General features: G+C 42.9%; 18 protein-coding genes. 6 read left to right on the forward strand and 12 right to left on the reverse strand.

Annotated features, from left to right (window positions below; translation table 11 throughout):
* Window positions 1-129: 129 nt before the first annotated feature.
* Entirely contained in the window at window positions 130-318 is a 189-nt protein-coding gene (locus tag ACY8DT_RS04130; RefSeq protein WP_462421666.1) for a hypothetical protein, read from the forward strand.
* Window positions 319-358: 40 nt separating this feature from the next.
* On the opposite strand, the gene ACY8DT_RS04135 is transcribed toward ACY8DT_RS04130, so the two are convergent.
* The gene (locus tag ACY8DT_RS04135) at window positions 359-1525 is read right to left on the reverse strand and encodes an MFS transporter (RefSeq protein WP_462421667.1); all 1167 of its coding nucleotides are present in this window, start codon (window positions 1523-1525) and stop codon (window positions 359-361) included.
* A gap of 27 nt (window positions 1526-1552) precedes the next feature.
* Window positions 1553-2602, reverse strand: coding sequence for a tartrate dehydrogenase (locus tag ACY8DT_RS04140; RefSeq protein WP_462421668.1), 1050 nt, complete (start codon window positions 2600-2602; stop codon window positions 1553-1555).
* 197 nt (window positions 2603-2799) lie between these two features.
* Here ACY8DT_RS04140 and ACY8DT_RS04145 point away from each other — a divergent pair, with 197 nt between their 5' ends.
* Complete coding sequence (locus ACY8DT_RS04145; protein WP_462421669.1) at window positions 2800-3864, forward strand: branched-chain amino acid aminotransferase; 1065 nt, start codon at window positions 2800-2802, stop codon at window positions 3862-3864.
* A 296-nt stretch (window positions 3865-4160) separates the two neighbouring features.
* Here ACY8DT_RS04145 and ACY8DT_RS04150 read toward each other — a convergent pair whose 3' ends face one another.
* Entirely contained in the window at window positions 4161-4907 is a 747-nt protein-coding gene (locus ACY8DT_RS04150; RefSeq protein ID WP_462421670.1) for a 2-keto-4-pentenoate hydratase, read from the reverse strand.
* A gap of 115 nt (window positions 4908-5022) precedes the next feature.
* Entirely contained in the window at window positions 5023-6468 is a 1446-nt protein-coding gene (locus tag ACY8DT_RS04155) for an anthrax toxin lethal factor-related metalloendopeptidase (RefSeq protein WP_462421671.1), read from the reverse strand.
* Window positions 6469-6719: 251 nt separating this feature from the next.
* On the opposite strand from ACY8DT_RS04155, the gene ACY8DT_RS04160 reads away from it, so the two are divergent.
* Window positions 6720-7940, forward strand: a complete 1221-nt coding sequence (locus ACY8DT_RS04160; RefSeq protein ID WP_462421672.1) for a DUF819 family protein — start codon at window positions 6720-6722, stop codon at window positions 7938-7940.
* 68 nt (window positions 7941-8008) lie between these two features.
* Here ACY8DT_RS04160 and ACY8DT_RS04165 read toward each other — a convergent pair whose 3' ends face one another.
* Both ACY8DT_RS04165 and ACY8DT_RS04170 read right to left on the reverse strand, forming a co-directional pair.
* Window positions 8009-8962 (reverse strand): zinc-binding dehydrogenase, encoded by a 954-nt coding sequence (locus ACY8DT_RS04165; protein ID WP_462421673.1) that lies wholly within the window; start codon window positions 8960-8962, stop codon window positions 8009-8011.
* Window positions 8963-9090: 128 nt separating this feature from the next.
* Complete coding sequence (locus tag ACY8DT_RS04170) at window positions 9091-9600, reverse strand: thioredoxin domain-containing protein (protein ID WP_462421674.1); 510 nt, start codon at window positions 9598-9600, stop codon at window positions 9091-9093.
* A 206-nt stretch (window positions 9601-9806) separates the two neighbouring features.
* Between ACY8DT_RS04170 and ACY8DT_RS04175 the strand changes: the two genes are divergently transcribed.
* Together ACY8DT_RS04175 and ACY8DT_RS04180 are read left to right on the forward strand one after the other, a co-directional pair.
* A complete protein-coding gene (locus ACY8DT_RS04175) occupies window positions 9807-11033 on the forward strand; it encodes a pyridoxal phosphate-dependent aminotransferase (protein WP_462421675.1) in 1227 nt (408 codons plus the stop codon).
* A 75-nt stretch (window positions 11034-11108) separates the two neighbouring features.
* Complete coding sequence (locus ACY8DT_RS04180; protein WP_462421676.1) at window positions 11109-11405, forward strand: hypothetical protein; 297 nt, start codon at window positions 11109-11111, stop codon at window positions 11403-11405.
* A 102-nt stretch (window positions 11406-11507) separates the two neighbouring features.
* On the opposite strand, the gene ACY8DT_RS04185 is transcribed toward ACY8DT_RS04180, so the two are convergent.
* Window positions 11508-12305 carry a carbon-nitrogen family hydrolase gene (locus ACY8DT_RS04185; RefSeq protein ID WP_462421677.1) on the reverse strand — a complete coding sequence of 266 codons (798 nt, stop codon included), beginning with the start codon at window positions 12303-12305 and terminating at the stop codon, window positions 11508-11510.
* 160 nt (window positions 12306-12465) lie between these two features.
* Here ACY8DT_RS04185 and ACY8DT_RS04190 point away from each other — a divergent pair, with 160 nt between their 5' ends.
* Window positions 12466-13641, forward strand: coding sequence for an RNA polymerase factor sigma-54 (locus ACY8DT_RS04190; protein WP_462421678.1), 1176 nt, complete (start codon window positions 12466-12468; stop codon window positions 13639-13641).
* Between the two features lie 92 nt (window positions 13642-13733).
* On the opposite strand, the gene ACY8DT_RS04195 is transcribed toward ACY8DT_RS04190, so the two are convergent.
* Genes ACY8DT_RS04195 through ACY8DT_RS04215 form a run of 5 tightly spaced genes read right to left on the reverse strand, consistent with a single transcriptional unit; the run spans window position 13734 to window position 18967 of the window.
* Window positions 13734-14615: a dihydrodipicolinate synthase family protein gene (locus tag ACY8DT_RS04195; protein ID WP_462421679.1), complete on the reverse strand. Its 882-nt coding sequence runs from the start codon at window positions 14613-14615 to the stop codon at window positions 13734-13736.
* Window positions 14599-16020, reverse strand: a complete 1422-nt coding sequence (nhaC, locus tag ACY8DT_RS04200; RefSeq protein ID WP_462421680.1) for a Na+/H+ antiporter NhaC — start codon at window positions 16018-16020, stop codon at window positions 14599-14601. The genes ACY8DT_RS04195 and nhaC overlap by 17 nt, the downstream gene beginning before the upstream one ends.
* Window positions 16021-16037: 17 nt before the next feature.
* Complete coding sequence (locus tag ACY8DT_RS04205; RefSeq protein WP_462421681.1) at window positions 16038-16778, reverse strand: hypothetical protein; 741 nt, start codon at window positions 16776-16778, stop codon at window positions 16038-16040.
* A gap of 12 nt (window positions 16779-16790) precedes the next feature.
* Entirely contained in the window at window positions 16791-17795 is a 1005-nt protein-coding gene (locus ACY8DT_RS04210) for a proline racemase family protein (RefSeq protein WP_462421682.1), read from the reverse strand.
* Window positions 17792-18967, reverse strand: a complete 1176-nt coding sequence (locus tag ACY8DT_RS04215) for an NAD(P)/FAD-dependent oxidoreductase (protein WP_462421683.1) — start codon at window positions 18965-18967, stop codon at window positions 17792-17794. The genes ACY8DT_RS04210 and ACY8DT_RS04215 overlap by 4 nt, the downstream gene beginning before the upstream one ends.
* Window positions 18968-19077 lie beyond the last annotated feature (110 nt).

Below are 19077 nucleotides of genomic sequence, written 5' to 3' on the forward strand. Positions count from 1 at the left end.
ATTCATCCCGATTATACCAAATGCATCGGAAAATGACTTACTATATAATATTTCATAATGACCATTCCCTCATTTATGTTAAAATAACAACAATCATACATTCTCTGATAAAATATGGAGGCTTTTATTTTGAGTAAAAAGACAGTCAAAAGAATTTATGTTATCGGCATGATCATCTTGTTATTGATCGCTGTGATGAATTTAATTCTGGAGGAAGCGCTGCTGAATCCATTCATCATATTCGGATTTATGTTCATACTTCTTGCAGTCAATATTTATAACAACACGAGAGCGGACGGCGAAGATGACCCGAAATGAAAACTGAACTTTTGCCGGTGAGGCAAAAGTTCAGTTTTGTTTATACCGTCAAATATTTCTCTTTTCTTCCATATACCATGTAATACATTATCGCTGCAATGACAACAATGATCGTCATTGAATTATACAGGCCGCCGTATCCTATGAATGGCACGAGCTGGCCGAAAATATATGACCCCACACCGAGACCGAAATCCAGGCAGATGAAGAATGTCGAAGTTGCCAACCCGACATTTTTCGGTTCTGCGAGCTTAATGCATAATGCCTGAATGATTGACTGGAAATTACCATAGCCCAGACCGATCAAACCGCCTGCAAGAAGCAGCATCCATCCAGACTGAGCATTGCCGAGGACAAGATAAGCCGCGAACAAAACGACGAATGCCGGGTAGACGATGATATTGGCGCCCTTCTGGTCCATCAGCCGTCCGGTGAACGGCCGGGTGACCAGCATCACAATCGCATTGACTAAAAAGAAGTAGCCCGCTGCCGTACTTAAACCCTGCTGATCTGCATATAATGCAATGAATGAAAAAATCGTTGAATGGGCCAGACAGATAATCAGTATCGTCGTTGCTGCCGGCAGTGCATCTCTGTCAACAAATTGAAATTTCGGTTTAGGTTCTTTATTAAGATCGATCGTTTCATTATCCGTATTTATGAAGATCGTAAAGATACTTGCTATCAATACGACGGTAAAGACGAGAAGAAACAACATCTGATAGTCTACATACTCTAGCAAGGTGAAGGCAAGATATGGACCGATCGCAGTTGCCATGACAAAGCTCAGGCTGAAATATCCGATGCCTTCCCCTCTCCTTCTTGCTGGAAGTGCCAATGCAGCAATCGTCCCGACTGCTGTTGTTGCCACGCCATTCGCAAACCCGTTAAAGAACCTGACGATGAGCAGCGTCCAGAAGTTTCCTGCAAAGAAATAAAGTCCGTATGTAACGATGAACATGAGTGTACCGATATACATGATTTTTCTCGCACCCATCAGACTCAACTGATGCCCGGTGACGATTCTGCCGATCAAGGAACCGACAATGAATATCCCTGCCGCGAGACCCGCATTACTTGTCGAGATACCGAACTCATCGATCGCATAGCCGCTGATCGTTACCATCAAAAGGAACATGGCCAGCATAATGAAGAAATTAAATATGAAAACTATGATGAAATCACGGGTCCATAGACGTTCCTGCACGCCGCCCCCTCCTTACTCTTTCTATGTTTACAGTCTGTTCAATATCGATGCCGTCACTTCTTCTGTTGAAGAGTTTCCACCGATATCAGGTGTCATTATACCTTCTCTTAACGTATCTTCAATCGCTTTCATCAGCTGACTGCCCAAATCTTCATATCCGAAGTGGTCAAGCAACATTTTAGCAGTCCAGATCTGACCGACCGGATTTGCGAGGCCTTGTCCGGCAATATCAGGCGCCGAGCCGTGAACCGGTTCGAACATGGAGGGGTATTTTCCATTTATATTCAGATTGGCACTTGGTGCAATACCGATGCTTCCCATAATACCTGCCCCGATATCAGATAAAATATCACCGAATAAATTACTTGCCACTACGACGTCATACCTTTCAGGACGGGTGACAAATGAAGCAGACAGTGCATCAATATGTTCGGAAGTGGTCGAAACTTCCGGATATCCTTTTGAAACTTCTGTGAAGACATCGTCCCAGAAAGGCATTGCATGATATATACCGTTTGATTTTGTCGCGCTCGTCACTGCAGCGCCACGGGACTGTGCGAGCTTGAAGGCGTACTCCATCGCCTGGGAAGTTGCACGCTTTGAGAACACGCTGCTTTGAATCGCAATTTCATGATCTTCATGGAACATGCGTCCGCCGACTGAACTGTACTCGCCTTCACTGTTTTCCCTCACCACAATCAGATCGAAGTCCTTCGGATTCCCGAGCGGAGATTTAACCCCGTCAAAAACCTTCGCCGGTCTGACGTTGATTTCCTGCTGAAACTCTCTGCGGATTTTTATCAGCAGACCCCACAATGAAATATGATCGGGCACTTTATTCGCATCTCCTACAGCGCCCAGAAAGACCGCATCACTTTCACTGAGCTTTTCAATACCATCTTCAGGCATCATCTCACCATTCTGCAAATAATAATCACAGCCATAATCGTAATGTTCAAATTCAAATTTCAAACCGCCGTGCAGTTCTGCCAGACGTTCTAATATTGTCAGTGCGCCGGGTACCACTTCATGGCCGATACCGTCGCCCGGGATTACAGCAAGTTTTATCGTTTTCATCACTTCACTCCTCCTGTTTAAATTCACAATAATTCCATTATAACAAGTTCCTTTCTCATATACGTCGTTGTTAGAAATAAAATTAAATTTTAAATAATCTGAAAACGTCTTGCTTTATTGGTGGTTACTTGATAAAATAAACACTAATTTTCAAATCAAGCAAGCGTCTTGTTTTAAAGTTAGAAGGAGGGTCCATTATGGGACAAACAATACAAATCGAGAAAGCAAATTCATTGAAAGAAAAACCAGATGTATCAACGGTGAAATTTGGAACTGTGTTTACTGACTATATGTTCACATCCGATTATACACCTGAGCATGGGTGGGAAGAACCTGCCATTGTACCGTATAAAAATCTCGAGATTTCTCCCGCTGCAAACGGTATCCATTATGGACAATCTGTTTTTGAGGGTTTGAAAGCATACAAGAACGGTGATGACATTTTATTATTCAGACCGGATGAGAACTTCAAACGGCTGAATACCTCTTTAGAGCGTCTTGCAATGCCTCAGATCAATGAGGAGACCAGCTTGAATGCACTTTATGAATTGATTAAATTAGAACGTGACTGGGTGCCTGACGGTCCCGGACAGTCTTTATATATTCGTCCGTTCATATTTGCAGATGAAGCCTTTTTAGGCGTCAGATCTGCAAGAACATACAAATATAATATTATTCTATCCCCTGTTGCAGGATATTACGGCGGTCAGCTGGATCCGACAAGCATCTATGTCGAGGATGACTACGTCCGTGCAGTACGCGGCGGTGTCGGCGCCATCAAGTGTGCCGGTAACTATGCTGCAAGTATTCTTGCACAGCAGAAAGCCGCAGAACTTGGTTACGAACAGGTATTGTGGCTGGACGGTGTTGAACAGAAATATGTCGAAGAAGTCGGAAGCATGAATATTTTCTTCGTCAGGAATAACGAACTGATCACACCAAAGTTGAACGGCTCCATCCTTTCAGGTATTACAAGAAAGTCTTTGATCCAGCTTGCTGAATATAAAGGTTATACAGTGAAAGAAGAGAAAATCCTTCTTGACGATCTGCGTGACGGTCTCCAGGACGGCAGTATAAGTGAAATCTTCGGTTCAGGGACGGCAGCTGTCATCTCGCCTGTCGGCCGCATGAACGTTCACGGCGAAGACTATATTGTTAATAACAACCTGGTCGGTCCTGTTGCGGAAGACCTTTACAATCACTATACAGGCATTCAATATGGCACTTTGGAAGATCCTTTCGGCTGGATTGTCAAACTTTAATAAAAAATAAACCCGGTAACTCATTAGTTTGAGTCACCGGGTTTTATTTGTTTTCGTAAGCTTTGAGTGGATTTGTCATAAGCTTACGGTTTCAACATCAAGTTTCGTAAGCTTTGAATGAATTTAGCACAGGCTTACGGTTTCAGCGTCTAATTTCGTAAGCTTGGAGTGGATTTGGCACAGGCTTACGGTTTCAGCATCAAGTTTCGTAAGCTTGGAGTGAACTCGGCACAGTCTTACGATTTCAACATCAAATTTCGTAAGCTTTGAGTGAATTTAGCACAGGCTTACGATTTTTATGTCACTTCGAGAGTCACAGTGCCTATATTCTCATATTCCGCTTCATACGTACCCTCTTCCAGATCGATCGGCAAATTAAACGTGCCGGAAGAAACAATCCACCCGGCTTCAATCACTTTGCCTTCTTCATGGAGCTTATGGATCAGCCATTTTACCGATTCAGCCGGATGTCCCATGACTTCGCTTGAGCGTCCTTCTTTAATCACTTCACCATTGAATTTCAATGTACCTTTAATATCATCCAAATTCTTATAGTTGAAGTAATCACTGTTGCCGAAAGTGACACTGCCTGCCACGGCACTGTCAGAAACCACTTCATATTTTGATGCGTGCGGGAACCAGTCTTCATAACGTCCATCTGGTATTTCAAGGCCGGGAGCAATCAGACATTTCCTTAAAATATCTTCAGCAGTATCATCTATTGTAAGGTCCTCCTGTACTAAAAACACCAGTTCCATCTCTAGCTTAGGTACATTATAATCTGACAGTGATGCATTACTGATTATATTTTTTTGTGTAAATGCACCATAGAGCGGTTCATCATGGTCAAACATCTCCTGTGTTTCTCTGCTCGTTAAACTGACCTTGTATCCTCTCAGCACTTCCTCATTATCTTCAACTTTCAATTTCAGAACCTTATCCTGAATTTGATAAGCCTCTTCAATTGACTGAACATCAATGCTTCCCAGTGCTAAAGGCACTTTCTCAATATAAGCTTCATACAACTCATCAGCGATTGACATGAAAATCCTCCTAAACTGTAGTTATTAGAATGATATCATTTTATCCTTCAAAATTCACAAGTGGGGATAAAAAAATATCGAACTGTTCATACAGTCCGATATTCCTGTTTTCATTTTACTTCCTTAATACTCTGATCAGCACTGCTGAGATTGCGGCTAAAATCAGCAGTATGACCGCGACGATGAAAATGAAGTGATTACCATCAAAAATAGGGTTGGCTACCGCCTCACTTTCCTCATCAGTTTCAACCTCAGAAGCTTCTTCAGTTCCAGACTCATCTTCGGATGATGTGTCTTCTTCTGCGGATTCCTCTACAGATGTGCTTTCTCCCTCTGGTGCTGTTTCTTCTGCAGACTCTTCTGATTCAGACTGCTCTTCCTCAGCAGACTCCATGGCATCTTCTTCAGGTTTTTCCTCTTCGTCCATGGAATTCTGCTCGATTGCCGTCAGCAGGGCCTCTGCCGCTTCATCAATCGATGACTGTTCCTCGACGTTCCCCTCATTACTTTCAGCCAGAACTCCCTGTGCGTCACTCAGTTTGTCCGCTAAGTCATCTGAACGTTCATCTTCCGGAATTTCTTCTGTCTGGCTGATTGCTTCTTCCAATTTTGAAACATCCACATCCGGCGACTCTTCTTCCTCAGCAGAATCATCCGGCTCTGCTGAAGTGGTCGCGTGACGGTAGAATGATGTGAATAAAGCATCCCCATTGGCATTTAACGGTTCTACATAAAATTCATAGTTCGTGCTCGTTTCTAATTCCTCCGCGGTATATTCAGTTTCTGAAACGTTATCCACCAGCTCACCATTTTGATAAATATTGTAAGACTCCGCATCTTCATGCGCATCCCAGTGGATGGTCATCGTGTTACCCGTGATTTCTCCGAACGATACAATCCTGTTATGCAGTGTCTCAATGTATTCATATGTCTGAGGTGCTCTGGATTGAAGTTTATTACGCTCTTCACCGCCAAGATAATACATTGCAAATACTTCTGCAAAATATTCACTTGGTACATCAAAATACTGCGATACCTGATGGTCTCCGAACAATGCATTTTTCTCACTCGCCATCAGACTGCTGAATTCTGATGTTGAACTGAATGTGAAACCTGCAGTATAGCTGTCCACAGCGTGTGCATACTCATGCAGTTCCAGATTGATTGTCGAATGCCCATTACCGGCATTACTGTATCCTATTCTCGCTGCAGTCGTAAAACCGCCGGCTCCGGGCACATCATCCCAGGTGCTTCCGCTCTGTTCCCAGCCTCTCGGCACAGTGCCGGACAGATGCTGGAATTCAGGCAGATCAGTTAAAGGTACATCCATTAAAATAATACTTACTCCAGAGCGGTTGGTTTCATATAGAATTCTTGAATCTACATTATTCAACCTCTCTATCATCTGCTCAGCTTCAGCATTACTAGAACTATCCGTTGTCCGCACTTCAATCATATCAGTCAGATTTTGATCCTGAGCTGAAATATCCTGATTTAATCCGATAAAAATTAATAATCCCGCAATTAAACCGATCATTAATTTTCCCGTGTATTTGTGCATGGAACAACCTCCCCTCTGAAGTAATTTCATTTGTATATATTAATATATGAGTATAAAACATTCCAAAGTGACTTTCAAAGAATAGCACGTTTAAATTAAAAGTTTATTATTTGGCCGTTATACTTTTATTCCCTCAGAAGACGGTACGTAACCTAAAAGTTTACATATCACAATAAAAAATATATTAAATATTAATTTTATTTTTCAATAGTGATATAATCTAGGCTAAATAAACAAGGGGGTAAAAGAAGATGGATGTTGAAGTGAATTCCTTGATTTCACCGGACCAGACTTGGATTTTATGGGCCTTTTTAGTGGGATGGGCAGCGGTGAGTATCGTTCTCGAACAAAAGTATTCCTGGGCATCAAAACTGTCAGGTGCAATCATTGCACTCGTCGGAGCGATGCTCCTCGCCAACCTGCAGATCATACCTATTGAATCTCCTGTGTATGATGCTGTATGGGGTTATGTCGTACCATTATCCATACCGCTTCTGCTCTTCCAGTCGAACATCGTGAAAATATGGAAAGAAAGCGGACGTCTCCTGCTGATTTTCCTGATCAGTTCTGTGGGAACCGTAGCAGGTGCGATTGCCGGTTTCTATATTCTCCGGTCATTTATACCACAGATTGACATGGTCGGTGCAATGTTGACAGGTTCATATGTCGGCGGCAGCGTGAACTTTGCAGCAATGGCCGCACGATTTGAAGTGCCCGAAGAAATTGTATCATCAACAGTTGTCGCCGATAACTTATTGATGGCTTTATATTTTTTAGTTTTAATCTCAATCCCGACCATCAGTTTCTTCAGAAATAAATTCAGCACACCTTATATTGATGAATTGGAAAAGAATACGGATAGTGATAATCAGGCAGCTTCCTATTGGCAAAGAAAAGAAATCTCATTGAGTGATATTGCGCTAGCTGTCGGTACATCATTTGCAATCGTTGCAGTTTCTTTCACACTCGCTGAGTTTTTCACAAACCTCATTCCTGAAGATGCGAATATTTTCTTATCGATTTTAAGAGGCATCATCGGTGATAACTATTTGATGCTTACAACATTAACGCTGCTCCTGGTCACAATGCTGCCCAAGTACTTTGAAAGCATTAACGGGGCACAGGAAATCGGTACTTTCTTAATTTATATATTCTTTGTCGTAATTGGTGTACCTGCATCAATTCCATTGATTATACAAAATGCGCCGATCATTCTCGTTTTCGCCGCGATTATGGTAATTGTTAACATGACCATCTCTTTCGGGGTCGGCAGACTGTTTAAATTCAATCTGGAAGAAATCATATTGGCAAGCAACGCAAACATCGGCGGACCGACAACAGCCGCCGCCATGGCCATTTCAAGAGGATGGGTGAAGCTTGTCGGACCGATATTGATCATCGGTACGCTCGGTTACATCATCGGCAACTATTTAGGCACGATGATTGGCCTGTGGTTCGGCAGTATGCTGTAAAACCATAGAAACAAAAAAGCCTGAGGACGCAGAAAAAAACTGCATCTTCAGGCTTTTATTTATACAGATTATTTTTCCATATTTGCAACTAGACGTCCTGTCACTTTGTTATCTTCAAGCATTTGAATACCTTCAGGTATTTCATCGAAAGTGATTTCAGTTATTTTAGGACTTACTTTTCCTTCAGCCATCAGCGCATACATATCTTCTATATCCTGTTTTGTACCGCCGTTACTGCCGACTAATGTCGCCTGCTTCGTGATCATCGAAGTGACATTGACCGTCGTTTCAAGTTTACCCATACCGACAAGCACGACCTTACCTTGGAAAGCTACAGACTCAAGTGCTTCACGGGTTGTAATATCAAAACCTGCATAGTCAATGATTACTTCAGGTTCGAATTTTGCAATCTCTTTTACGTTTTCATAAACACCAGCAGCTCCAAGTTCCTTAGCCAGCTCTCTCGCTTTAGGGTTTGTATCAATCGCATACACTTCAATGCCCTGAGCAATTGCCGCTTCCAGCGCAATCTGTCCAAGACCGCCGATACCGATCATACCGACCTTCATACCTTTTTTAATACCGCCTTTATTGAACGCTGCGTGATAAGATGTCATACCTGCATCTGTTCCTGCTGCTGCAGCTGCAAATGATACACCGTCAGGAATTTTTACAAGATCATCAGCCGGAGCCAATACTTTCGTACCGAAGCCGCCGTCGTATGCATAGCCCGGTGCTGTACCACTCGGTCCAGTCGGACATACAGCAACTTTATCACCGACTTTGTAGGCTGTGACACCTTCGCCCACTTCACTGATGACACCCGCTACTTCGTGTCCCATGATGACAGGCAGTTCCCCGAGTAAAGCCTTCCAGCCTTCGTCTCTTAAAACGCCTACATCCGAGTGGCATAGACCTGCCACCTTCATATCAATAACCACTTTTCCAGATTCAGCTTTCGGATCTTCTTTTTCAACTAACTCCAACGGTTTATTCGTATCAACAAATTGCCAGCCTTTCATTGATATCCCTCCATAGATTGTTATTTGTTTCACATATTAATTATAACAATAAAACACGAAAATTACCAATTTTTAAAATTATAATCCAACATAAATGGGACACTGAAATCAGTGCCCCATTCATGAACTTACAGGCTTTTCAATTTTGTAGTGAATGCTTCTTCAATTTCAGCATCTTCACCTTTGACAGGGAATTCAAATTTCTCTCCATTAATAAAGACAGTCGGCACGACTCTGACGCCCCGCTCGGTGGCTTCAGATAAAATTTCTCTTGTACGGCCCGCCTGTCCAACTTGTTCAACAAGATCCAGCGCTTCCAGCTTCATAAGTGTCTCTTCAAAGCTTCCCGTCCATTCAGGTCTCGTTTCCAGCAGTTTTTTCATATTTTCATAAGCTTTTTCAGGTTCATCATAATTTAAATAAGTGCCTGCCACCGTTCCTTTAAGCAAAGCGCCGTTCGTACGGTCTACATGTTTGATGACATGTTTCACTTTTCCTGAGTCAATATAAGGCGCGAAAATTTTATCGATCACGCTTATATAAGTAGAACAGAATGGGCATCCAATATTGATGAAAGACTCTATCGTCGTTTCAGCTTCATCAGAACCTAAAACCAGGTGTTTTACTTCATCTGACATAATTATTCCCTCCTCGTCAATTTAAATTGTACCTATTTATGAGGAGTTATTGAAATGAAGTGCTTGAAGAATTACAGTTCATCAATCAAGATTGATTCTAATATTTTTATTTAATCAGTTGCTGCATACTTCTCCAAATACCGTATTTTACTTTATATAAAAAGAAGTGCTACTCTAGAAATGATTAACTTTAAGGAGCGTGTCATATGTCTTCAGTAGAAGAGCTTTTCAATAAACTGAATGCCGATTTAGCACCAGGGCAGGAGAAACGTTTGAATTTTGATGATATTGAACTTAAAGGGGAAAATCTGCCGGGAGAACCTGTCGATTTCTCCCACGGTGATGTCGATGCCTTTGAACCTGTGCCGGGAGCTTTGGAAAACTTCAACTATGGTTTTAGGGAGATCGGCGGCACCCAGGCCTACACGGTTTACAGAGGCAGAGAAGACATTCTTGAAGATGTCGCATCCAAACTCTCAAACTATGCCTCAACATCAATAGATCCTGAAAATGAACTGATCATTACTCCCGGAACTCAAGGGGCGCTGTTCCTTGCAGTCGGTTCAACGATTACCCGCGGGGATAAAGTTGCAATCATGGAACCGGATTATTATGCAAATAGAAAACTCGTCCATTTTTTCCAGGGAGAGCTCTATCCTGTCCAACTGGACTATTTGAATTATCAGGAAAAATCAGGTATCAACCTTGAAGAGCTGGAAGCCAGCTTCAAAGACGGTGTATCGACTTTTATTTTCTCCAATCCCAATAACCCGAGCGGGGTCGTCTACAGCAAAGATGAAATCACTGAAATCGCAGAGCTCGCCCGCGAATATGACGTAAATATAATTGTCGATGAATTGTATTCCAGACAGCTTTTCGGCAACAGGGCGTTCACCCATCTCGCCAGCCTGGATATCGTGCCAAAGGAAAATATCGTGACAATCATCGGGCCGTCAAAGACGGAATCACTCAGCGGTTTCAGGCTCGGCGTTGCTTACGGCTCGAAAGCCATCATCGACAGAATGGAACAGCTCCAGGCAATCGTTTCACTGAGAGCTTCAGGCTACAGTCAGATTGTATTGAAGAATTGGTTCAGCGAGCCTGACAACTGGATGGCTGACAGGATCAAAGCGCACGAGGACATCAGGGACACGCTGCTCACATTATTCAGAGAGGCAGGCTTTGAAGTGAGAACGACAGAAGCGGGCAGTTACATCTTCCCTAAGATCAATAACCTTTCAATCGACTGCGAGAATTTCGTCAAAATACTTAAGAAACAGGCAAAAGTGACCGTTACACCGGGCACACAGTTCGGCCCTCAGTTTACAGACTGCATCAGGTTGAATTTTTCACAGGATAAGGAAAAAGCGGTTGATGCAGTAAAAAGAATCATCAAAGTGACGGAGTATTATAAAAATGAACCCAAAAATTGACGTGGATCAATTTTAAATGCCGCACTTCAGTGTAATCTATAGTTAACAAGAATATAGATGAAAGAGTGATAGTAAATGACAAGATCAACTTTTAATAATGTTGTTGAAAAACATTTCCCCACATTGGAACAGTACACACCGATTGTCGCAAGAGTACATGGTGAAAACCATCCAGAACTCACAGTGGTGAGAGATATTTTCGCTGATATGAACGTTAAGATAAGATCAGAAGAAGATGCCGACCTGACTTCAGAGTTCAAATCACTGAGGGAAGTCACTTCAAACTATGAAGTCCCTGCGGATGGCTGTGAAGCCTACACAGAAACTTATGAATTGCTTGAAGAAGCGGATAAGGCATATCATGCATCCTAAACAGTGAAACCGACAGGATACCCCCATATCCTGCCGGTTTCTTGATTTTTATTTATATGCCCCGACATCGTTTTTGCGCCATGTCGGGAGACGGCACCGACTCTACAAAAATTTATACATATCTCTTCTTCTGCTCTTGAATATAGGTATATCCTCTCTCACCCGGGCAATATAATCCAGATCGATATTCGCTTCCACCACTTCTTCATTATCTGCACTGCCCTGCGCCAGAACTTCACCGAATGGATTGATGATTATGCTGTTGCCTGCAAACGTCGTACCGTTCGGCTGCTTACCGAACGTATTGGATCCTACGATATAACACTGATTCTCTATCGCTCTTGCTTTGAGCAGTGTCAGCCAGTGTTCTGTTCTTTCTGCCGGCCACTCTGCGACGACAAAGATGACTTTTGCTTCATCCAATGCTAAATCTCTGAATAATTCAGGGAACCTGAGGTCGTAACATATGACCAGGCCGGCTTTGTTTCCCAATAGATCGAACGTTTCGACTGATGTGTCTCCGCCTTTTAAATACTCAGGCTCTTTAAGCATCGGCACCAGATGTATTTTGGAATATTCATATACCAGCTCTCCATTTTTATCGATGACAAATGATGTATTCAGAACATCATTCCCTTTTTTTATATTAGGAACTGATCCTGCAACAATATTGACTTTATTTTCTACAGCCAGTCTTTCAATCTCTTCTTTAACACCATTCAGATCATGAAATGCAAGTTCTTCAATGTTTGGAAGATCATAGCCGCTGGTCCACATTTCCGGAAGGACGACTATGCTGTCTTCCTCCAATTCATTTTCCCGAAATAAACCTTTCACCTTATCAAGATTCTGTTCATAATTGCCTTCAGTCACTTCGAATTGAAAAATCACCGTCTTCACTACATCATCTCCGAATTTATATTTGATTGGTTCATACAGTATAACAAAAATTATTTATATACTGAAACCGGACAACATATGCGAACTGCATTTGACAACGCTTCCATCTAAGGATAGAATTATTTGAAAATAACAACTTTTAAAGGAGGGGGTGGATTTAGTGATATCACTGAATATCAATACAGAGACGAATATCTCATTGAATAACTACATCATCAACTCGATCAATATTTTTAAATATACGCCGGGCGAGCTTCATAAATATGTGATTGATAAATGTAATGATAATCCATTGATATATATTAAAGACGACCACCCTCTTCCGGATCAGGCGTCCGGCGGCGAAAATATACTGGATGATATCATCACACATTTTAATTGTATATTACCGGACGAGGATAAGAAAATCATGGATATTATCATCGCTTCACTCTCATCAAAGGGATTCCTGGAATCGACGCCTGCAGAAATCGCTTCTATCGTAAATGGCTCTTCCTCCAAAGCAGAGGGGTTGATTGAATCACTGAAGGCATATGATTCAAAAGGGATCGGTTCTTCAGGTGCAATTGATTTCATCGAATTCCAGCTGAAGATGAATCATACATATAATGAAGATTTATTTTGTGCTTTTAAAGACCATTTATCAGAAATAAAATCCAATAACTTCAAATTCTTATCTGAACTGGATATCACTCAGGAAGTTTTCTCCGATTACATGGAGAGCTGCATAAAAGAGTGCCGGCTCTATCCTTTGGATGGTGAGGAATCCATAGATATTTTGCCGGAAGGCTCAATTAAATTAAGTGAGGGCCGACTGCAGGTTCATATTGATGATTATTTGGCTGAAGATATCATCTACGAACCGATATATCTGTCTGAAGGTGCTACCGGCTTTTCTGAAAAGATGAAAGCATACCAGGATGAATATACGGAGCTTGTTTCCATGCTGAATGCGAGAAAAATTTACATGCTGAAAATACTCAATGTAATCTGCGAAGTCCAGCGGGATTTTTTAGCCGGAGAATCTGATTATTTGAATTCACTGGACCAGACGACCCTCGCAGATCAGACTGCACTAAGTCCAGCAACAATCAGCCGGTTGATATCAAAAAAATATATATCAACACCACGCGGTATCCTGCCTATTCAAAGTCTTTTATCAAAGGAATGCTGTAAAGGGTTTTCAGTCAGCCAGGTAAAGTTCATCATTCAAAATATCGAAAGCTATGAAAAGCTCTCAGACAATAAAATCTCGACCTTACTAAATGACCTTGGTATTAAAATCTCCAGAAGAACGGTCAATAAATATAAGAATCAGATACTGCAGGAGAGTTGAACCGCACAAGTCTCCCTGAAACTAAAAGTTATGCGAATATCAGCCTCAAAATATAAAAAGAGGGACTTTGGTGTGCAAAGTCCCTCCCGCTATTAATCCAGCTTTTCCATTAATCCTTTCAGCTTCTCCACTTCATCATCCGTCAGTCCCAAACGCGGCTTTCTGGATGGTCCGCCGTTCAGGCCTTTCAAATCCATCGCTTTTTTAACGATTTGAACGTATTTTCCTGAATCCTCCAGGAACTCACATAATGGCAGCAGGTCTTTATTCAACTCTTTTGCTGCTTCATAGTTGCCCTCTTTCATCAGTTCATACAGTTTCGTCGCACTGTTCGGTGCGATGTTCGCAGCGACCGATACCCATCCTGTCGCACCAACCGCAAATGATTCATAAGCCAGGTCATCCGATCCGCAGAACATGACCAGGTCCGTATTTTCTACGAGCGTGCGCACTTTTCGGATGTCACCTGTCGATTCCTTGATGTACTGCACTTTATCGAGCTCTTTATCAATCTTGTAGATCGTTTCATTCTCAAGATCCACATTCGCCGTAAACGGGTTGTTGTACATCATGATCGGCTTCGTCACCACATCGTTGACATCTTTGAACTGGTGGAACGCTTCTTCTTCCGTCGGTGTCATATAGAATGAGTTGATCAGCAGGTGACCGTCCGCCCCTTTTTCCTCTACAAACTTCGCATACTCGATGATTTTGTCCGTTCTTTCATCCGCGATACCGACAAGCAGTTTAGTATCACTGCCTTTGACCTGCTCGCTCACCTGTGTAATGATTTTCTCTTTCTCTTCATCATCCAGAGAAGCGAATTCTCCCGTACTGCCGACGATGATGATGCCTGCCACTTTCTGATCCAGGAAATGCTGGACGTTTTCTTTCATTCCTTCATAGTTTACGCTGTAATCCTCGTTCATCGGCGTGATCAATACCGGGTATACACCCTCAAATTTGTTCTGCATGTTCTTTATCCCTCTCAATTTCATATTTGTCTTTTTTCATTATAAATAATCCTGCATAACCGTAAATCAAACTGATGATAATAACTAAAAATCCATACCAGAAAAATGGTAAGTATGCGATTGTCGCGACACCCAGCGTTGTTGCCATAAACACACCGCCGTCAGACCATGGCACCATCGGTGTCGTTACTGTCCCTCCTGCTTCAACGTTACGCGACAGTAATGTCCGGCTGACGCCCTGCCTGTTATAGTTCTCTTCAGTAATCTTAGTTCCTGTCAAAAGTGAGACATATGCTGCACCACCGAAGAAGACACCGAAAAATGATGCAAGAAGTGTCGTGGTCGTCAAGTTGCCCGTGCTTGTTGCCCATCTTGCGAAAATGTCTCCAATGACCTTAAACGCACCGATAGTCTGCAGTAGTCCGCCGACACCAAGTGCAAGTATGATCAGTAGGATGACGTCCAGCATAAATGTTATCCCGCCGCGGTCAAGCAGATTATCGATAAATTCGATTCCCGTCGAGACGCCGCTTCCTGAATACATCGCTTCAATCGCTTCTATAAAGCCGTACCCCTGGAATAAGGCTGCCCAGACGCTGCCGAGCAATGCTCCGAAAAGAATGACCGGTACGGAAGGCAGCTTGAACAGAAGCATGACGACGACCACTGCTGCCGGTATGAGCATGATCCAGGAGATGTTGAATGTCTCCTGAAGGTTTGCCATCGTTTCCTGGGCAATCGTCAGATCCCCGCTGCCTTCGGTGATGAATATGCCGACGATCCAATATGCTGCCGCTGCAATGATGAATGCAGGAACAGAGACGAAAGCCATGGATTTGATGTGCCTGAACAAATCGACATTCGACAGCGATGCTGTCATGACCGTAGTATCAGATAACGGGGACATCTTATCTCCGACATAACATCCGGATATGACCGCTCCGGCCACCAGATATACCGGCAGGCCGAAACTTTCACCGATTGCCATCATGGCAATGCCTGCTGTCCCTGCCGAACCGAAAGATGTCCCTGTTGCAAGTGATGTAATGGAACAAATGATCATCGCAGCCATTAAAAATATGCTGGGACTGATGATGCTGAGCCCGTAGTAGATCATCGTCGGCACCACACCGCCTGCAATCCATGTTCCAATGAGGGCACCGACCGCAATCAATATCAGGGTGGCGCCCATGCCTTCATGAATGCCTTTCAATAAACCCCGTTCCATCTCAAAATAAGAGTATTTTAAATAAAGTCCAAATCCCATAATGACGAACCACACCAGCAAAAGTGCCAATTGAATCGGTAATTCCAAAATGACGATAGAACCGAACATCACTACTACGAACAGCACCATGATTGAAATTAACATCGGCACACTCGGCAGTCTATTCTCCCTTTCCATACAAATTCCCCCCTGTTTTATCGGATTACAAATCCTTTTGAATAGATATCTGTATCATCAATATAAAATTGCGAATTAGATATCAGATAATGCTCAAATGCATATTGGCCGTTGACGACCTCTACAACAGACGTATTTAATGCAGTGGCTTTGCCCTGCTTATAAACCCTGTTCAAAACAGAAACCGCTTCGCTCACCGGATAGGCGAGTATCACTTTCTCTTCATTGACTGTGACATGCTTGTCCTGATTGATGAGCACGAGATATCCCCTGAACGCTTCGTAAGCATCCGCGTACTTCTTTATCTCCGAGATATTTTCTATCGACAGTTCAAAATCCACCGCTTCCATACGGACATCTTTGCCATTTACAGCATACATATCATCTTTGCTTTCAATTTCATGGATATTTTCAATACCAAGGTCGTTATGTTCATAAATGTATGTATCCTCTTTCGACCGGATGGTATATGTTTTTTTCTGCCCGATATTGCCGCGCTCGAGCAGCGACTGGATGAAGCTTTTGAAAAGTATATCTCCATTATCCAAAATGGAGCTGGAATACACTTCAATATCAATGTCTGCCCCGGCCATTTCATAAATGATCAGATTGACATACTTGCTGCCCCGCGGCTCATTCAATAATAAATCGATATTGTTGAATCCTTCCACACTGCATGCAAGTTCATTCTTATGAACAATTCTGAGCTGCTGGCCGCAGACGTGAATATCATGACTGTTGATTATTTTCTTTATCACCTGCCCGCCTCCTTATATTTCAGGTATCAGCAGATACCCCTGATTCAGTGGATCATCCTCATTTAAATAAAAATCATGGCGTCCCATTATCCATGCGGAGCCTGTGATGGAAATCCTGTTATATGAGATGCCTTCTTCCTCCCGCGTACTGAGTAGACGTGCTTTAAATTGCGATCCCGTAATGCTTTCATGGATGAATTCTTCATCCACTCCGAGTGCACCTTCTTTATATAAGGTCGAAACTTTGGCACAGGTACCGGTGCCGCACGGTGAACGGTCGATGCCCCCCGGCGGGACAATGACTGCATTTTTAGTAACATCTCCTGGAGTATACAGTTCCATATGCGTTAATTTATCGATGAACGGAAACTCAGGATGCTGAATTTCATGCTCCATGTTAATAGCGTCCCGGATTTCCATGGCAGTCGATACAATCTCCTCAGAATCACTGACATCCAGCGTCAGACCGAGTTCTTCCGCTTTGATAATGCCGTAAAAATTACCGCCGTATGCGATATCACATTTAATATTTTTTTTATCTTTGTAATCGACGTAAACCGTCTTTAAATGAAAAGCATCCGTACTGACGAAGGTCACTTCCTCGACTTTGCCGTCGGTCACTTTGCATTCCGCTTCGACGACGCCTGCCGGGGTATCCAGTACAACTGTCGTGACGGGTTCCTTCACTTCGACATACCCGAGCTCGACGAGCGCTGTACATGTGCCAATGGTGTCGTGCCCGCACATTGGCAGATAGCCGCCGGTTTCTGCGAAGATTACGCTGAAATCCGCTTCTTCTTTCAAAGCCGGCAGCACAATCGTGCTGCTCATCACGTCATGTCCTCTCGGCGGATAGACCAGGAATTTCCTGATATAATCGTGATTTTGTTTCATATCCAGCATTTTTTCCTGGATTGTATTGCCTTTCAATTCCGGCATGCCTGTCAGCACTGTCCTTGTCGGATTACCGCCGGTATGTGTATCAATCGTTAAAAACTGCTGGGCATTGATGTTCATTGTGCCACCTCCTTGAATCTCGACAGGCTGAGCGGGCTGATGTCATCGACCAGTGAATCCGTCACCATCTCGCTCATCCATTTACCGGTGATGGCACTGAGTCCGATGCCATCTCCTTCATGCCCTGCCGCCACATAATAGTTTTTAATATCAGTATCAGAAATGATCGGCAGATGGTCGGGTGTCCATGGCCTGAGTCCCGCGTAAGACCGGATGATATTCAAATCTTTCATCTTTGGAAAATACTCGATTGCACGTTCAGCAATCAATCGGATGATGTTGGCATTCACATTAGTATCAAAGCCTGTAAATTCTCTGCTGCTTCCCATAAGGAAGTTCTGGCTTTCTGTCGCTTCATGCACTAAAGCAATGCCGTAGTCATTCATCGCCTTCGGTGCGACCCGCTCGCGCCCGAACTTCGTCATCAAATATCCGAATTCCTGAATTTTCCGGGTGCCCATCAGTTCTGTGCGGGAAGCGACAAGTATGTGCCCCTTACGCGGTCGGATCGGCAGGTCGATTTCCAGAAGTCTGCTTATTTCAGGTGCATGTATGCCGCCTGCATTGATCACTTTATTCGCGGTAAAAATTCTACCATCCGAATATATTTTAAAAGTCTCTCCATCTGTTTTTTTAATATCATCAACAGTAGTATGTTCATATAAAGTGAAGTCATACTTCTTCGCCTCGTTGATCAACGAAAAAGTCAGCATATATGGATTGACGGTCGAATCGTTTGTACATTCAAGACCGCCGGTCAGATGATCGGCAAAATATTTCGAGTCATTCTTCAAATCTTCCTTTGTCAGTTTTTTAAAGAACTGATCTTCCCCGTTCGCTTCGTTATGACGGTCGACCCATACATATGCCTGTTCCAGTTCCTCATCATTTGCACAAAGAAAGATACTGCCGGGGTGCCTGAACTCGAAGGGCATTTCAAGTTCCGCTGACAACTCTTTGATCAGTGCCTGGCTTTTAATCGCCATCCTGCTGTCGAAACCCGGTTCTTTATCTATCAGCAGGACATTGCCGTCGCATTTTGAAGTCGTGCCAGATGCAACTGTGCTCTTTTCAATGAGTCCTACATTCAGTCCTTTTTTCGACGAGTAGTAGGCAATGCTTGCGCCTATGACCCCACCGCCGATAATTAATAAATCAAAATGATTATTCAATAAGCCCTCATCCTCCTCTCTTAATTATATATAAGAAATAAGCATGCCAGTTTCACTTACAGTAAAACTATTATCGTTTGTAATAAAGTGTAAAGAAAACTATAATTATT

Source organism: Salinicoccus sp. Marseille-QA3875 (genome assembly GCF_054950095.1).

Bases quoted from the DNA above. Each gene is read 5' to 3' on its own strand.
- ACY8DT_RS04195 (WP_462421679.1), bottom strand. From the start codon at position 14,615: ATGCAGAACAAATTTGAGGGTGTATACCCGGTATTGATCACGCCGATG.
- ACY8DT_RS04145 (WP_462421669.1), top strand. From the start codon at position 2,800: ATGGGACAAACAATACAAATCGAGAAAGCAAATTCATTGAAAGAAAAA.
- ACY8DT_RS04210 (WP_462421682.1), bottom strand. From the start codon at position 17,795: ATGAACATCAATGCCCAGCAGTTTTTAACGATTGATACACATACCGGC.
- ACY8DT_RS04175 (WP_462421675.1), top strand. From the start codon at position 9,807: ATGTCTTCAGTAGAAGAGCTTTTCAATAAACTGAATGCCGATTTAGCA.
- ACY8DT_RS04180 (WP_462421676.1), top strand. From the start codon at position 11,109: ATGACAAGATCAACTTTTAATAATGTTGTTGAAAAACATTTCCCCACA.
- ACY8DT_RS04140 (WP_462421668.1), bottom strand. From the start codon at position 2,602: ATGAAAACGATAAAACTTGCTGTAATCCCGGGCGACGGTATCGGCCAT.
- ACY8DT_RS04165 (WP_462421673.1), bottom strand. From the start codon at position 8,962: ATGAAAGGCTGGCAATTTGTTGATACGAATAAACCGTTGGAGTTAGTT.
- ACY8DT_RS04150 (WP_462421670.1), bottom strand. From the start codon at position 4,907: ATGTCAATCGCTGATGAGTTGTATGAAGCTTATATTGAGAAAGTGCCT.
- ACY8DT_RS04160 (WP_462421672.1), top strand. From the start codon at position 6,720: ATGGATGTTGAAGTGAATTCCTTGATTTCACCGGACCAGACTTGGATT.
- ACY8DT_RS04155 (WP_462421671.1), bottom strand. From the start codon at position 6,468: ATGCACAAATACACGGGAAAATTAATGATCGGTTTAATTGCGGGATTA.
- ACY8DT_RS04170 (WP_462421674.1), bottom strand. From the start codon at position 9,600: ATGTCAGATGAAGTAAAACACCTGGTTTTAGGTTCTGATGAAGCTGAA.
- nhaC (WP_462421680.1), bottom strand. From the start codon at position 16,020: ATGGAAAGGGAGAATAGACTGCCGAGTGTGCCGATGTTAATTTCAATC.